The sequence below is a fragment of the Kosakonia sp. CFBP8986 genome, from assembly GCF_034044935.1.
In the GTDB taxonomy this organism is placed as follows: Bacteria; Pseudomonadota; Gammaproteobacteria; order Enterobacterales; family Enterobacteriaceae; genus Kosakonia; species Kosakonia cowanii.
Genome location: NZ_JAXCXB010000003.1, coordinates 152,719 through 168,489 on the forward strand (window position 1 = coordinate 152,719; position 15,771 = coordinate 168,489).

The 15,771-nt window shown below is 54.9% G+C and carries 16 protein-coding genes; 11 read left to right on the plus strand and 5 right to left on the minus strand.

Translation table 11 applies throughout. The features are described from left to right. Positions 1-8: 8 nt before the first annotated feature. A complete protein-coding gene (gene yjeH, locus SOM48_RS07480) occupies positions 9-1,265 on the minus strand; it encodes an L-methionine/branched-chain amino acid transporter (RefSeq protein ID WP_320511721.1) in 1,257 nt (418 codons plus the stop codon). Positions 1,266-1,502: 237 nt separating this feature from the next. Between yjeH and SOM48_RS07485 the strand changes: the two genes are divergently transcribed. Next, positions 1,503-1,796, plus strand: a complete 294-nt coding sequence (locus SOM48_RS07485; RefSeq protein WP_007372708.1) for a co-chaperone GroES — start codon at positions 1,503-1,505, stop codon at positions 1,794-1,796. A gap of 44 nt (positions 1,797-1,840) precedes the next feature. Then, positions 1,841-3,487: a chaperonin GroEL gene (gene groL, locus SOM48_RS07490; RefSeq protein ID WP_320511722.1), complete on the plus strand. Its 1,647-nt coding sequence runs from the start codon at positions 1,841-1,843 to the stop codon at positions 3,485-3,487. Between the two features lie 86 nt (positions 3,488-3,573). On the opposite strand, the gene SOM48_RS07495 is transcribed toward groL, so the two are convergent. Continuing rightward, positions 3,574-4,308 (minus strand): winged helix-turn-helix domain-containing protein, encoded by a 735-nt coding sequence (locus tag SOM48_RS07495; RefSeq protein ID WP_320511723.1) that lies wholly within the window; start codon positions 4,306-4,308, stop codon positions 3,574-3,576. 478 nt (positions 4,309-4,786) lie between these two features. On the opposite strand from SOM48_RS07495, the gene SOM48_RS07500 reads away from it, so the two are divergent. The 5 genes from SOM48_RS07500 to SOM48_RS07520 all read left to right on the plus strand — a co-directional run bounded on the left by SOM48_RS07500 (position 4,787) and on the right by SOM48_RS07520 (position 11,842). Beyond that, the gene (locus tag SOM48_RS07500; protein WP_320511724.1) at positions 4,787-5,227 is read left to right on the plus strand and encodes a hypothetical protein; all 441 of its coding nucleotides are present in this window, start codon (positions 4,787-4,789) and stop codon (positions 5,225-5,227) included. Between the two features lie 77 nt (positions 5,228-5,304). Then, positions 5,305-6,960, plus strand: a complete 1,656-nt coding sequence (locus tag SOM48_RS07505) for an inverse autotransporter beta domain-containing protein (protein ID WP_320511725.1) — start codon at positions 5,305-5,307, stop codon at positions 6,958-6,960. A 27-nt stretch (positions 6,961-6,987) separates the two neighbouring features. After that, positions 6,988-9,372 (plus strand): Ig-like domain-containing protein, encoded by a 2,385-nt coding sequence (locus SOM48_RS07510; protein WP_320511726.1) that lies wholly within the window; start codon positions 6,988-6,990, stop codon positions 9,370-9,372. Positions 9,373-9,527: 155 nt separating this feature from the next. Further along, a complete protein-coding gene (locus tag SOM48_RS07515; RefSeq protein WP_042718501.1) occupies positions 9,528-9,881 on the plus strand; it encodes a DUF4156 domain-containing protein in 354 nt (117 codons plus the stop codon). A gap of 317 nt (positions 9,882-10,198) precedes the next feature. Further along, positions 10,199-11,842, plus strand: a complete 1,644-nt coding sequence (locus SOM48_RS07520; RefSeq protein ID WP_289744767.1) for a methyl-accepting chemotaxis protein — start codon at positions 10,199-10,201, stop codon at positions 11,840-11,842. Between the two features lie 75 nt (positions 11,843-11,917). Here SOM48_RS07520 and epmB read toward each other — a convergent pair whose 3' ends face one another. Beyond that, positions 11,918-12,946, minus strand: a complete 1,029-nt coding sequence (epmB, locus tag SOM48_RS07525; protein ID WP_320511727.1) for an EF-P beta-lysylation protein EpmB — start codon at positions 12,944-12,946, stop codon at positions 11,918-11,920. A gap of 41 nt (positions 12,947-12,987) precedes the next feature. On the opposite strand from epmB, the gene efp reads away from it, so the two are divergent. From efp to ecnB, 3 genes are all read left to right on the plus strand, one after another. After that, positions 12,988-13,554: an elongation factor P gene (gene efp / locus SOM48_RS07530; protein ID WP_076769010.1), complete on the plus strand. Its 567-nt coding sequence runs from the start codon at positions 12,988-12,990 to the stop codon at positions 13,552-13,554. 57 nt (positions 13,555-13,611) lie between these two features. Continuing rightward, positions 13,612-13,743, plus strand: a complete 132-nt coding sequence (locus SOM48_RS07535; protein ID WP_034811937.1) for an entericidin A/B family lipoprotein — start codon at positions 13,612-13,614, stop codon at positions 13,741-13,743. Between the two features lie 108 nt (positions 13,744-13,851). Beyond that, positions 13,852-13,998, plus strand: coding sequence for a lipoprotein toxin entericidin B (ecnB, locus tag SOM48_RS07540; protein WP_023478333.1), 147 nt, complete (start codon positions 13,852-13,854; stop codon positions 13,996-13,998). Positions 13,999-14,027: 29 nt separating this feature from the next. Here ecnB and SOM48_RS07545 read toward each other — a convergent pair whose 3' ends face one another. Beyond that, the gene (locus tag SOM48_RS07545) at positions 14,028-14,627 is read right to left on the minus strand and encodes a helix-turn-helix transcriptional regulator (RefSeq protein WP_054803046.1); all 600 of its coding nucleotides are present in this window, start codon (positions 14,625-14,627) and stop codon (positions 14,028-14,030) included. 266 nt (positions 14,628-14,893) lie between these two features. Here SOM48_RS07545 and sugE point away from each other — a divergent pair, with 266 nt between their 5' ends. Next, complete coding sequence (gene sugE / locus SOM48_RS07550) at positions 14,894-15,211, plus strand: quaternary ammonium compound efflux SMR transporter SugE (RefSeq protein WP_023478475.1); 318 nt, start codon at positions 14,894-14,896, stop codon at positions 15,209-15,211. Here sugE and SOM48_RS07555 read toward each other — a convergent pair. Beyond that, positions 15,208-15,738, minus strand: a complete 531-nt coding sequence (locus tag SOM48_RS07555) for a lipocalin family protein (protein WP_042718507.1) — start codon at positions 15,736-15,738, stop codon at positions 15,208-15,210. The two genes, sugE and SOM48_RS07555, sit on opposite strands and share 4 nt — an antisense overlap. Between the last annotated feature and the right edge of the window lie 33 nt (positions 15,739-15,771).

Below are 15,771 nucleotides of genomic sequence, written 5' to 3' on the forward strand. Positions count from 1 at the left end.
GCATTTTTTTATTCCGACACAGAACGAACCGTTGTGGTGCGCCGCTTCGGTAGAAAGAGCCACAGCGCCGCCAGCATCACCACCGCATACAAACTCTTCCAGCCTGGAATGATCAGCAACAGCAGGCAGAGCTCGCTCCCCAACATCGCCAGCGCCTTATTGCGCCCTTTCAGCAAGCGACATCCCGCCAGCATGCAGAGCAGGTAGATCATGATAAAGATGCCGTTGGCATAGATGATCAGCGTGTCGAGATTGATGTTGAAAGCGTAAATGACCAGCGTGCAGGCCACGCAGCAGAGAATGACCGCGTTGAGGGCGTTAAGCGGCAGCTGGCGCGCCGAGAGTTTTGCCAGCGCGCTGTCGGGTTTGTACGCCGCCTGCGACCACACCAGCCGCGCGAAGCTCTGAATATAGATATTGAGGCTGGCGAAACAGGCGAGATAGCCAATAATGCAGGCCACCCACAGCGCCTGCTTGCCAAAGAGATCGACGACAATCACCGGCAGCGAAGCCGCTGCGCCCAGGTGATGCCAGAGATCGAATTTCAGCACCGCCACGGTACAGGCCCAGTAGACGGTGCCCGCCAGCAGCAGGCCAATCATCAGCGCACGCGGGAAATCCCGCTCCGGGTTTTTGAACTCCGAGGCGAGATGGGCGAACGCCTCCAGCCCAACAAAACACCAGAACATCACCGCTAATGAAGCGGACATCTCCGGGAGGGTAATCTCGCCGAGCGGGGGGAAGGGGATATCGTGCAGCGTAATGCCGCCGCGCCACCAGATGGCGACCAGCAGGGCAACGATCAGCCCGGCGATAATGGATTGCAGGTTGGCGCTGGAGCCGGCGCCGCGCGTACCGATAAGCCAGATCAGCGCCAGCGTCATCAGCTCCGCCATCAGCAGCATCGGCCCCTGCCAGCCAAAGAGCCCCTGCCAGAAACCGGCAGCGATATGCAGGGCCGCAGGCAACCCAACCGGGATCACCGAGAGAAACAGCCAGCCGGTTACCCGCTGCAAACGTGGACCAAACGCCATGCCGACAAAGTGGGCGACGCCGCCAGCGCTGGGGAAGTGGCGTCCGAGAATGGCAAAGACAATCGCCACCGGAAAAACCAGCACGATGAGTAATGGCCACGCCCACAGGCTACTGTTACCGGCGGCCAGTGCGGCCAGCGCCGGAACGGCGAAGACCCCGGTGCCCAGTAACGAGGTAGAGAGTAGTCCAACACCCTGCGCCAGCCCCAGCTCTTGTTTTAATCCGCTCATTTTTTCTGTTTGTCTCTTATCGGGAGCCTCGATGGTAGCACAAGCTGTTTTACTTATGGCTCGCCGTTCCCCGCCAGGAAAGGGAGGGGGCAGCCGATTGCATTTTCGAAAATTTTTTTTGTTTTACCCCTTGAAGGGGGAGAGGCCTAACCCCATCTCTCAGGTCACCAGCCGGATAACCGCATGGACCCGGCCTCACCATAACTGATAAAGACTTTCTCAAAGGAGAGCTATCAAATGAGTATTCGTCCGTTACATGATCGTGTGATCGTCAAACGTAAGGAAGTTGAGTCTAAATCTGCTGGCGGTATCGTTCTGACCGGTTCTGCGGCAGGCAAATCAACTCGTGGCGAAATCATCGCTGTCGGTAAGGGCCGCATCCTGGAAAACGGTACTGTTCAGCCGCTGGACGTGAAAGTGGGCGATATCGTGATTTTCAACGATGGTTACGGTGTGAAGGCTGAGAAGATCGACAACGAAGAAGTGCTGATTATGTCCGAAAGCGACATTCTGGCAATTGTTGAAGCGTAACAACGCGCGCGAACGAACCTGAACGAATTTAAGGAATACAGAAAATGGCAGCTAAAGACGTAAAATTCGGTAACGACGCTCGTGTAAAAATGCTGCGCGGCGTGAATGTTCTGGCAGATGCAGTGAAAGTTACCCTCGGTCCGAAAGGCCGTAATGTGGTTCTGGATAAATCTTTCGGTGCACCGACCATCACCAAAGATGGTGTTTCCGTAGCACGTGAAATCGAGCTGGAAGACAAGTTCGAAAACATGGGCGCGCAGATGGTGAAAGAAGTGGCCTCCAAAGCGAACGACGCTGCGGGCGACGGCACCACCACCGCGACCGTTCTGGCACAGTCCATCATCACTGAAGGTCTGAAAGCCGTTGCTGCGGGCATGAACCCGATGGATCTGAAACGCGGTATCGACAAAGCTGTCGCCTCTGCCGTTGAAGAGCTGAAAGCGCTCTCCGCACCATGCTCTGACTCTAAAGCTATCGCTCAGGTTGGTACCATCTCCGCTAACTCCGACGAAACCGTAGGTAAACTGATCGCTGAAGCGATGGATAAAGTCGGTAAAGAAGGCGTGATCACCGTTGAAGACGGTACCGGTCTGCAGGACGAGCTGGACGTGGTTGAAGGTATGCAGTTCGACCGTGGCTACCTCTCCCCTTACTTCATCAACAAGCCGGAAACTGGCGCAGTAGAACTGGAAAGCCCGTTCATCCTGCTGGCTGATAAGAAAATCTCCAACATCCGCGAAATGCTGCCGGTTCTCGAAGCCGTTGCTAAAGCAGGCAAACCGCTGCTGATCATCGCTGAAGATGTGGAAGGCGAAGCGCTGGCGACCCTGGTGGTGAACACCATGCGCGGCATCGTGAAAGTAGCTGCGGTGAAAGCACCGGGCTTCGGCGACCGTCGTAAAGCAATGCTGCAGGATATCGCAACCCTGACTGCCGGTACCGTTATCTCTGAAGAGATCGGTATGGAGCTGGAAAAAGCGACCCTGGAAGATCTGGGTCAGGCGAAACGCGTTGTCATCAACAAAGACACCACCACCATCATCGATGGCGTGGGTGAAGAGGCCGCTATTCAGGGCCGCGTAACGCAGATTCGTCAGCAGATCGAAGAAGCCACTTCCGATTACGACCGTGAAAAACTGCAGGAGCGCGTAGCGAAACTGGCAGGCGGCGTTGCGGTAATCAAAGTAGGTGCTGCGACCGAAGTTGAGATGAAAGAGAAGAAAGCCCGCGTTGAAGATGCGCTGCACGCAACCCGTGCTGCCGTTGAAGAGGGCGTGGTTGCCGGTGGTGGCGTAGCGCTGATTCGCGTAGCCAGCAAACTGGCTGAGCTGAAAGGCCAGAACGAAGACCAGAACGTGGGTATCAAAGTTGCGCTGCGCGCAATGGAATCCCCGCTGCGTCAGATCGTGCTGAACTGCGGCGAAGAGCCGTCTGTTGTTGCGAACATGGTTAAAGCGGGCGACGGTAACTACGGTTACAACGCAGCGACCGAAGAGTACGGCAACATGATCGACATGGGTATCCTGGATCCGACTAAAGTAACCCGTTCTGCACTGCAGTACGCGGCTTCCGTAGCCGGTCTGATGATCACTACCGAGTGCATGGTTACCGATCTGCCGAAAAGCGACGCGCCTGATTTAGGTGCTGCTGGCGGTATGGGTGGCATGGGCGGTATGGGCGGCATGATGTAATGGCTGCCGAACACGTGCCCGGGAAACCGGGCGCGGGTTCAACGAAGAGGAGCGGGCTTAATGCCCGCTCTTTTTTTGTCTGCATTTCAGCCCGCAGGCGAGTTGGCCGGGCAGGCCAGCGGGGCTTTATCCCGCGTTGGCTCCTGCTCAACGGCCAGATCGTCCACCAGCGTCATAAATTTGAGTTTGTCACTAGACGCCAGCAACCTGGACTCCTCCTCGCTCTCCGCCGGCATAAAATCGCACTGGGTGAAGGTCACCACGCTTTTGCCAAACTCAGGCAGCGGTGCGCTGAGGGTACGGCTCTGCCACAGGCCAAAGAGCATAAAGGTGCACAGCAAAAACAGCACCAGCAGCGCCAGCGCACCGTACTGTTTACGCGCAAACAGCGGGTCAGGCGCGGCTGGTAGTGGCGCAGGGACAGGTACAGGTATAGGTGCTGGTGCTGGTGCCGTCACATCATGCTGTTCCGTGAGGGCGATAACGGAGAGATCGCGGCTGAAGATAAAGCCGGTTTTGGGGATGGTTTTAATCACCTGCGCGCCTAAGCCATGGTCCGTCATCGTTCTGCGCAGCAGTGAGATGTACTGGTTGAGGGTGTTGTTGGTGGAGTGCAAACCATACCGCTCCCAAACCGCCTGGAAGATCGCATCGCGGGTCACGATCTCGCCGCGATGCTCAATAAAAAAGAGCAGCAAGCGGCTGCCGGCGAGGGTTAAAAATCGTTTTTCATTTTCAGCGCCCGCGCTCCATATCGCGCCATCGGCGGGTCTGAAATAGATTTCCTTATCTATAATAAAGAGCATATTGATACCTTTCATGATGCGGTTCATCATGGAATAAATTAAAAATAAGATGTTAGATACTTCTGTAATAACAAAATTAATTAACGATTATCTTATCCTGTTAATTAAATCACTATATTCAGAATTATGAGACTGCACAAAAAGTGTAACCATATTGTCGATGCTACCTGTATTGTCAATAAATAAAGCCGTTTTTTTTTACTTTTAAGAGACGTATTCCGACAATTTACCAGAGAATTCTCCATGAATGACCGGGATTTTGTTATTATTTTTTTTATAATAATTATGCGTAACGCTGAAAGTGGCTTATATGACGATAATTTATCTTGTTTGTACCTAATGTTCCGATATAAATAGCTAAAAAGAAGATTGGGAATTTATTATTGAACATTATTAGGCGCGTGCAGTGTGTGGGTAGTCATATCCTCACGGCACTCGCACATTTAAAACCTGGTATTTTTGTTAATGGTTTAATTTTAAGGGGAAAAATAAAATGAACAATTTAAATGCCATTATATTAAGCACTGCGTGCGTATTGCTTCTCTCCGCCTGTGCAGGTAACAAAAACAGCCCAAAAGAGAGGGTTTCAGCAGCCAGCGTCAGTAACGCCAGCGCGCCACAGGGCGTGGCGGCAGAGCGCAAATCGCCCTTTTTCGATGGGATCGTTATTGCATCCACTAACAATGCCTGTATCGACAAATTTAACTTCATTCGCGGTACGGATACCTCTACCTATAAAAACTACTCTGATGACTATTCAAAAATAGGCGAAGGCTACAAATTTCTGAATATTAATAAAAACATCATGGGTAAAGAGGCGAAAGAGATCTACACCATGCAGCTCGATCTCAAGCTGGATACCCTGTGTGCGAAGGCGCACTACACGAGTTACCAAATCGTTAAAGAAAAGATGCGGAATCTTGCCAATATCTGACAGAGGCATCGCCAATTTCTGTTTTAAACGCCGTTTCTAAAAACGGCTTTTTCGTGTTTTTCCTTGATGACGTAATAATGAAAACCAGACAACTTCCCGGCTGGAAGCGTGGTACCGCGTGGGGAATTATCGCGCTCCAGTTATTCAGCCCGCTCTTTTTTCCCTTCACCTCTGCGGCACAGGCAACGGAATATGCCGATTACCGCAGCATGGATGAAACCATGGCCGGGCTACAGGCGCTCATCAGCGAGCCCAGAATGTTATCCCACGCCATTTCACCGGCGGTTGCACCCCAGCCGCAAAATAATCCGCCTCTGCCAACGCTGAATATAGAGCCGTCGCAGCCGGTTGAACCGACAACGGCCGAGACGTGGCTGGCACCGAAAGCGACGCAGGCCGCGCAGCTACTGATGTCGGAAGATGTTAGCCGCTCAGCCTTTGCCTACGCCCGCAGCCTTGGCGAAGGGGTGATCAACCAACAGCTTAGCGACTGGATGGATCAAAAAGGGAGCGTCAGCGCGTCGCTGGACAGCAAAGGGAAGGTGAGCGGCGATCTGCTGCTGCCACTGCTGGAGAGTGAACGACAGCTGCTGTTCAGCCAGTGGGGGCTGCGCAAAAGCGAGGCGCGCAACATTGGCAACGTCGGGCTGGGCTACCGTCACCTGCTGGCAGGCGGCATGCTGGGCATCAATGCGTTTTACGACTATGACTACAGCGGCAAGAATGCGCGTCTTGGCATCGGTGGCGAAGCCTGGGCCGATTATCTGAAGCTCTCAGCCAACGCCTATTATGGCCTCACCGGCTGGCACGCCTCGACGCTAAAAGGCATGAAAGAGTATGACGAACGCCCGGCAAACGGCATTGATGTTCGCCTCGACGGCTGGCTGCCTGCGCACCCGCAGTGGGGAGCAAAGCTGAAATATGAGCACTACTTCGGTAAAGGCATCGCCCTCACGCCTGCCAGCGGGCCGGGCGATCTGCAACGTAACCCCTCTGCGGTCACGCTCGGGCTTAACTACACGCCGTTTCCGCTGCTGACGCTCTCCGGCGAGCGCACCTTTGGTGACAGCCAGGATACACGCCTTGATATGGCACTGAACTACCGCTTCGGTGTGCCGCTGTGGCGGCAGATCTCTGCCGACAATGTCGATCTGCACCGCAGCCTGATCGGCAGCAAATACGCCCTTGTCGATCGCAATTACGACATCGTGATGCAGTACCGCAAGCAGCCGCTGGTGGTGCTCTCGCTGCCAAAGCAGCTCACCGCGGAAGCAGGCACGACGCTGACCATCCCGGTGACGATTAGCAAAGCGAAGTATGGTCTTGAGCGTATTGAGTGGAGCGCCTCGGCGAACTTTGCCGCCAACGGCGGCAGCTGGCAACAACCGGCATTGACCGCACTCCATGTGCAGGTTCCGGCCTATCGCGCCACGCGCAGCGAAGCCGCCAGCGTCGCGCAGGAGTATGTGCTGACCGCGGTTGGCGTTGATAAAAACGGCAACCGCGCCACGCCTGCGACCACTACACTCCGCGTGATGCGCGCCAGCGAAACGGTCGCGCCGATCGCCCTGACGCCCACCGCACCGCAGCTGGCTGATAACCAGCAGGCTTTTACCCTGACGGCAAGCGTGGTGAAGGAGGGACAGCCGGTCGCCGGGCAGCGCGTCACGTTCCATATTGCTCAGCTTGCCGACAGCAAAGGCAAACCGGCGGCCACGCTGTTTAACGACTAGGGGCAGGATAATACCTCGCTCAGCGCGGTGAGCGACAGCCAGGGTCTGGCGACGGTGAAGCTGAAGAGCCGCGTTGCGGGTGAAGGGGTGGTCTCCGCCACGTTACGCAATGGTAACAGCAGCAGCGCGCGGGTAATGTTTATCGCCGATACCGCCACCGCCACGCTTTCCGCGTTCGACATTATGACTGATAACGCGCTGGCGGATGGAAAGCAGGCCAATGCGGTGCGTGCGACAGTTACTGACCGCTATGGCAACCCGCTGGCGAACTACGCGGTGGGCTTCGCGGCGGATAACGGCGCGACGCTGATTGGCGGCAATGCGGTGCTGACCGATGCCCGTGGTCAGGCGACGTTACTACTGACGCATACGCGCGCGGTGGCGACGCAGATTACCGCGACGGTTAATGGTCAGGCGCTGACGCAAAATGTCAACTTCAGTGTCGATCGCCAGAGCGCCCGCTTTATCGAGAGCCGCGTGGCGCAAGATGCGCTGGCCAATGGCCAGGCGGGCAGCGTCATGACGGTCCGTATTGCCGATGCGTTTGGCAACCCGGTGCCGGGCATGGCGATACAGTTTATTCCCGACAGCCCGGTCAGCGTTCTGCCCGCGCAGGCGCTTACCGATGCGCAAGGCGTGGCGCAAACCACCTTAACCAGCCGCCGGGCGGGAACCTTTAACGCCACGGCGAAACTGGTTGGCACGCCGCAGGCTGCGCAGGTGAGCACCCGCTTTATTGCTGACAGCACCACCGCGCAACTGCCCAATGAAAACCTGCTTATCTCGCCCGATGGCGCGATCGCTAACGGTATTGCGCCGAATGGCGTCACGGCCACCGTTGTCGATGCTAATGACAACCCGATCCCCGGCGTTACCGTCAACTTTAGCGTGTCGCCAGGCGCAACCCTTGCCGCGACGACCGCCATTACCGGGCCGGATGGGCAGGCGCAAACCACGGTGGTCAGCGATATCGCCGGCCTCTACACGGTGACCGCAACGGTAAACGGCAGCACCCTGAGCAAAGCGACGCTATTCATTGCCGATGTGGTCACGGCGCAAATCTCCGATGCCAACCTGGTGGTGGAGAGCAATGGCGCGGTGGCGAATGGCAATGCGGTCAATAGCCTCTCGGCGACGGTGACCGATGTGAAGGGGAACCGGCTGAGCGGTATCACCGTTGATTTCACCGTCAGCGCTGGCGCGGTGCTGACCCGCACACAGGGGGTCAGCAATCTGGATGGTCAGGTAACCACCAGCGTTAACAGCCTGCGCGCCGGACGGTTTACCGTAACGGCCCGCGTGGCGGGAACCTCGGCCAGTAAAGCGGTCGACTTTATCGGCGATATCTCAACCGCTGCGCTGGCGAGCGTCACGCTGGAGGGATCAACCACTGATAAAACCGCCAACGGCACAGACAGCTTTACCTTCCATGCGCGGGTCAAAGACGTCAATAACAACCCGGTCAGCGGCGCGACGGTGCAGTGGTTACAGGATAAAGGCGTTGCCGCCACCATCAACAGCCTGAGCGTGACTAACGATGAGGGGATCGCCGCCGCTCTGCTTGAGAGCACCACGACAGATGTGATGAATGTGCAGGTTTCCGCGTCGCTTAATAACGAGGCCAGCATTGATGCGGACAAGACGGTGAGCTTCCATCCGCAGCAGGTCAACCTGCGCGGCGGCGTGTGGGGAGCCCAGGCGGTATGGGGCTATAGTAACCCTGCACCGGTTGTCGTGCCCGGCGCTGAGATCAAACTCTTTCATAGCAAAGGCGACGCGCAGCCGGTCTACTCCACCCAGGCCAACAGTAACGGCAGCTACAGCCTCAATGTCTTGTCAGGGAGCTACTATGTTGAGGTCACCGCGCCTGACTACTTCCCGTTGCAAACCACGATCACGGTCGTCAGAGGAACACTCTTTGCCCAGGATTTCACCCTGACGCATCGCCTGAAGGGCGCAGTGGCGAAGATTGTTGTCAGCTGGAACGCCACCCCGGCGAATCTCGACGCGCACCTGATTGTGCCGCCAAAAGCGAGCAATCCAGGCGGTGCCCGGCAGCACGTCTACTATATGACGACGCACCCGGTCGGCGCAGAAGCGGGGCTGGAGAATGACGTGCGCAATGGCTATGGACCGGAAACCGTCTCGATTGGTAATTTCCACCCCGGCGCGTACTGTTACTCGGTACACAACAGCCAACCGGCAACCGGCCCGCTAATGACGGGAGCGAAGGTGACGCTTTCGCTGTCGGATGGTCGCAGCTGGAACTGGGCGGTGGAAAACGCCAGCGGATCGCAGCGTAATACGTTGTGGCACGTGTTCAGACTTAACGTTGACCCGCAGGGCAGCGTGAATGTCGAAACCGTTGGCACCACCTCATCCGGCCCGCCGTATAAATTTGATGGCTGTTAATCTCTGCAAGCCCTGCCGTAACTGGCGGGGCTTTTTTGCAATTTTCTGCTGATTTATCTGAGCTGCGATGGCGACGTTTTTCTTTTAGTCATCTTTTTAGTATAAGGTTTAGACACGGACGAACCGCGTCCAGCTCATTGATTACGGGGAATAACATGTCGGTAAAATATTTGGCGGGAATGGTTGGCGCAGCGTTTCTGTTGGCGGGTTGCAGCAGCAGCAATGATCTCACCGCAGGCGGCCAGAACGTGCGTTTTGTGGAAGATAAGCCCGCCGCGCAGTGCAAGTATCTCGGCACCGCCAGCGGCAAGCAGAGCAACTGGCTCTCTGGCCAGCATGGCGAAGAGGGCGGCTCAATGCGCGGCGCGGCAAATGCTCTGCGCAACCAGGCCGCCGCTATGGGCGGTAACGTGCTCTATAACGTAAGCAGCCCGACGCAGGGCGTGCTGTCGAGCTTTGTGCCGACCGCCAGTGAAATGAACGCTCAGGTTTACAAGTGCCCTAACTGATTTTTCCCTTCTGCCCGCCAGTGATGGCGGGCGCGCTGAAAGAACTGATATTTTTCCCATCGCTGTTATTTATTCTCTGCTTGTAAATAAGACGATTATAATTTTCCTGCTAATTAAATTTCGCCTCTCTGAATATTAAGTTTTCTTAAGCTTGATGCTTTTTTTAATTATATTTCCATAAATCTGATCTTTTTTTTAAAAAGAGGATATATCGGGATAAAGTAATAATTTTCGCTGCCGATATTCACTTCAGGACAAAACGCGAGGGAGTGTGAAAAAACAATTCTATTTCTTGCATGACGTGTCGGGAGTTACCAATGAATATTACAAAAAGATTGTTACTTGCTTTCTCGTTACTGATTTTAAGCCTTATCGGCACAAACCTGATTGCGATATTTTCTTTATCGAAACTGGGTGAGTCGCAAACGAACTTTAAAGAAAATACCTTACCCAGCCTCGACATGATGAACAAAGAGATGCTGAAAGTGCTGACGATCCGCGGCCAGCTCTTCGTTCACGGTCTGACTGAAGAACCCGCCGGGATGGCGGAAATCAAACAGAACGCATTAAAGTTGTATGACGACGTTTACGCCATGCACCAGGGTTACATTAAAGATCTGGTTTCCGATCAACATGATCAGGAGATGTCGAATAAAACGCTGGGCGATTTAGAAAAGTTTCGCGCAGTAATGGATCAATTTTTTAAAGTCTCAGAAGGTAATGACCGGGCTGCCATTATTCAGGCTATGCGTAAAGGCGGGCCGGTTGCTGACAGTATTGCCATATTAACTAACGACTTTACCGATCAGGTTGCTTATAACGGCAAACTGGTAAATGACGCCGTCTCTGCTAACTCCAGCTTAATTAACCGCTCGATGGTTTTATCCATTTCCGCCACGCTGGTCGCGACGCTGGTTCTCGGTCTGTTTGGTCTCTTTACCGTGCTTAACATCAAGCGTCGTCTTAACGATATGCGCGATGGCATGGAAAATATCAGTGAGAAACTGGATCTGAGTCAGGCGCTGACAACCGGACGGATGGATGAGATTGGCCGTGCGGTTGCCGCGTTTAACCTGCTGGTTGAGCGTGTCTCTGAATCGCTGAAGATGGTGCGCGCCGCTTCAAGCTCGGTGAATACTGCAGCGAATGAGATTGCGTTAGGCAATAACGAACTCTCAGCACGTACCGAACAGCAGTCGGCAGCAGTTGTTGAAACGGCCGCCAGCATGGAAGAGCTGAGCTCGACGGTGAAACAGAACGCCGAGAACGCCCATCAGGCGAGCCAGCTGGCGATTACCGCTTCTGATACCGCAGCACAGGGCGGTACCGTGGTCAGCGTGGCGGTAAACCGCATGAAAGACATTATGGAGAGCTCAAAACGCATCTCTGAAATCACCTCGGTGATTAACGGCATCGCCTTCCAGACCAACATCCTTGCGCTGAACGCGGCGGTAGAAGCAGCAAGGGCAGGGGATCAGGGCCGCGGCTTTGCGGTGGTAGCGGGCGAAGTTCGCTCTCTGGCCCAGCGCAGTGCGCAGGCAGCCAAAGAGATTGAAACCTTGATCAGCGAATCGGTGAACTATGTGCAGGAGGGTTCCCGTCAGGTAGATCTGGCTGGTGAAACCATGAGCGGCATCGTTAACTCGGTCATGCAGGTGAAGGATTTGATGCAGGAGATCGCCGCCGCCTCTGATGAGCAGAACCGTGGCATCGGTCAGATTGCGCAGGCGATGTCTGAAATGGATACCACTACCCAGCAGAACGCCTCGCTGGTGCAGGAGTCCTCGGCGGCAGCGGGTAGCCTTGAAGAGCAGGCCACGAAACTGCAGCAGCTGGTGGATGTGTTCCGTTTACCGGGCCAGCAGCCAGCTCGCGCCAGCGCCAGCACAGTGAAAGCACCCGTACAGCGTGCGCGTCTGGCACCTGCCGGCGGCACCGACGAGGGCTGGGAGACCTTTTAAGTTCCGACACGCGCTTGTTTCCCGTGCAAGCGCTTTTTCACGGTCGCGTTGCGTATTTCGCGACCGTGCTTTTTTTTACTGTTGACGCAGGTGTAGATCCAGCGGCGTTTTACTCGGCTCACCGCCAATCTCCCGCGCCAGCTTCGGCACCATATACCCCGACACCAGCGTCAGTAACTCACGCATAATTTCCCGCGCCGTTTCATCACTCACCATAAAGTGCGCCGCGCCCTCTACCCGATCCAGCACATGCAGATAGTAAGGCAGCACGCCAGCGTCAAATAAGGCGTTGCTGAGATCCGCCAGCGTCTGCGCATTGTCATTTACGCCGCGCAGCAGCACGCTCTGGTTGAGCAGCGTGACGCCCGCCTGGCGTAGCTGCGCCATTGCCGCACGGAAATCGTCGCCAATCTCCTGCGCGTGGTTGATATGGTTCACCAGCAGAATTTGCAGCGAGGAGCGGGCGAAACGGGCAACCAGCGTATCGGTGATACGCGCCGGGATGACAATCGGCAAGCGGCTATGGATGCGCAGGCGCTTAAGGTGTGGAATGGCTTCCAGTTGCGCGATCAACCACTCAAGCTCGTGATCTTTGGCCATCAGCGGATCGCCGCCGGAAAAAATGATCTCATCCAGCTCCGGGTGCGCGGCGATATAGTCCAGCGCGCCCTGCCAGTTCCGCTTGTTGCCCTGATTATCGGCATACGGGAAGTGGCGACGGAAACAGTAGCGACAATTTACCGCACAGCCGCCTTTTACCAGCAGCAGCGCGCGGTTACGGTATTTGTGCAGCAGCCCTGGCACCACGCTGCTCTGCTCATCCAGCGGATCGGTGCTGTAACCCGGCGCGGAGATAAACTCTTCGCTGGTGGTAAGTACCTGACGCAGAAGCGGATCGTTAACATCGCCTTTGCGCATGCGCGCGACAAACGCCCGCGGCACCCGCAGCGGGAAAAGCCGCTTTGCTTCGCGTCCGCGCAGCAGGGCTTCATCAGGTTCTATATTTAAAATATGTAGCAGTTCATCGGGATCGGTGATTACATCGGCAAGTTGCAATAACCAATCTTCTCTGGAAGGGGATTTTAGGGTTACAATGTGTGCCATTTTTTTGGCTAAGCTACCAGTTAACAATTTCAGAGGGCCTTATGGCGACTTACTATAGCAACGATTTTCGTGCCGGTCTTAAAATCATGATGGACGGTGAACCGTACGCGGTTGAGGCCAGCGAATTCGTGAAACCGGGCAAAGGCCAGGCGTTCGCACGCGTTAAACTGCGTCGTCTGCTGACCGGTACCCGCGTTGAGAAAACCTTCAAGTCTACCGACTCGGCTGAAGGCGCGGACGTTATTGATATGAACCTGACTTACCTCTACAACGACGGTGAGTTCTGGCACTTCATGAACAACGAAACTTTTGAGCAGCTCTCTGCTGATAAAAAAGCGATTGGCGACAGCGAAAAATGGCTGCTGGATCAGGCCGAGTGCATCGTGACGCTGTGGAACGGCCAGCCGATCTCCGTTACGCCGCCGAACTTCGTTGAACTGGAAATCGTTGATACCGATCCAGGCCTGAAAGGTGATACCGCAGGTACCGGCGGCAAACCGGCGACTCTGAGCACCGGCGCTGTGGTTAAAGTGCCGCTGTTCGTACAGGTTGGCGAAGTGATCAAAGTTGATACCCGCTCCGGCGAATATGTATCTCGCGTGAAGTAATGCGCGCAACCGCGACGTAGCGCTCTGCTGCGTCGCGGGTTCGTTGAGGCCCGGATCATGCAACGTCTCGCAAAACTCCTCTCACTGCTGCTTATCAGCTGCGCACTGCTCGCAGGCTGCAATACCGCGCGCGGTATCGGCGAAGATGTGCAGACGCTTGGTCATATCATTTCGCACGCCGCCAGCTAATAACTTCCTTTCGTCTTAAAAATCCGCTTTTTTCCCGTTGCTTTTCGGGAATTTGTCTATGCTTAAGTGGCTATACACAAACGATATTGACAATAAAAGGAAGATATTATGGTTAAGAAGACATTTGTTGCGATCTTTTCTGTACTGGTTCTTTCATCCGTGCTGACGGCGTGTAATACCACCCGTGGCGTCGGCGAAGATATCTCCGATGGCGGTAGCGCAATTTCTGGCGCTGCGACCAAAGCACAACAGTGATGACTGCCGGTACGGCCTGTGCCGTACCGTTAGTTTGCCTCTGGTAGTGACAAAAACGGCGTAAAGCGGTTTCCCATCCCCAACTTCATACGAATGTTTCTTTTGTAGGTATAAACGGTTTTCCCGTTGATCCTCATGTTTGCTGCGATTGCTGCGTTATCTCTGCCTTCCATCCACAGGGTTAATACCTTCTCTTCCTGACGCGTTAATAGCGGCGTCACGACTCGCCGTGACTGCCTGATCGGACGCGCCTGCATCATCTTATCAATGGCCTGCGCCACTTTTTCCAGCGGATCCGTCTTTTGCAGGATCGCCGCAATTGGGAATTGCGCGCAAAACGCCGACAGCTGTGTGTCGTGGCCCGACTCCAGTAGCATCACCTGGCAGGATGCACCACATACCGAGAAGAGCGAAGCAAGTTGTTGAATATGATGAATTTCATCTTTAAAACTGTGTAAATCAATAATGACCAAATCCGGCTGCCACTGAACAATATGCTCTTTCGCCAGCATCAAATTATGCAGAGCGGTAACCAGAAAAGCGGCGGGAAATAAATCAATTTGATTGAGCCAGGATTCCATCCCTGAGCGGGTGAAGTAACAGCGATCAATCACAAGCATTTTGAACATATTTTTCTTCGCAGTCAGAGGAGGGCGCACGGCTTCCTGTAACCAGGAAAGCGATTCATCATATTCGCTGGATATGATGAATAAATGCCTGAATTCCGCTGCGAAGAGGGGCTATTTCTTGCTTTAACTTCCTGAAAATGAATGGGGGTTTGTGGGGTTGAAATCCTCAGGGAAAGAAGGGAAAATCTGACACTCATCACCTGGCTGGCGGGACGACCCGACAGCGTCACTTTTTATTCGGGGACGGCCCCGTACTGGAGCCAACCATGTCCTGGTTTATTCTCGTTATCGCCGGTCTTCTTGAAGTCGTCTGGGCTATCGGCCTGAAATATACCCACGGTTTTACCCGCATCACTCCCAGCATTATTACCGTCGTGGCGATGCTTATTAGCGTCGTGCTGCTTTCATGGGCAATGAAAACCCTGCCGGTCGGCACCGCCTATGCGGTCTGGACCGGCATTGGCGCCGTTGGCGCGGCGATCGCCGGGATTGTATTACTCGGCGAGTCCGCAAGCCTGGCGCGTATCGTTAGCCTCTGTCTGATTGTGGCCGGAATTATTGGCTTAAAAATCAGCGCCCATTAATGGGGCTGATCGACCCAGATTAGCTTGTTCACTTCGAAGCCCTGACGGGTCGCGTCTGCCAGCATCTTCTCTTTCACCTCGGGCGAAATGGTCGGCGTGCGGGAGAGGATCCACAGGTAGTCGCGATCCGGGCCGCAAATCAGCGCATGGCGATACTCTTTATCCAGCGAGATGATGTTGTAGCCGCCATAGAACGGGCCAAAGAATGAGACCTTCAGCGATGCAGTGCGCGGGTCGCCGGTGAAGTAAGCTTTACCGACCGACTCCTGCCATTTGCCGCGATCCGGGTTATAACCCCGGTTGACAACGGTTAAGCCGCCATCGTCGCGCAGGCTGTAGGTCGCGGTGACGCGCTCCAGACCACGCTCAAAGCGGTGATCGAAGCGGGCGATCTCGTACCATTTCCCTAAGTAGCGTTGCGTATCGAAATTCTGCACCACGGTAACGCCTTTTGGCGGTGTGGGCGTGCTGCAGGCCGTGACTAAAAAAGCAGCGGTGACCGCTGCGAAGATAGGCAGTAAACGCATGGTATTCTCCCTCCTGGCTTTTACGTAAGTGTA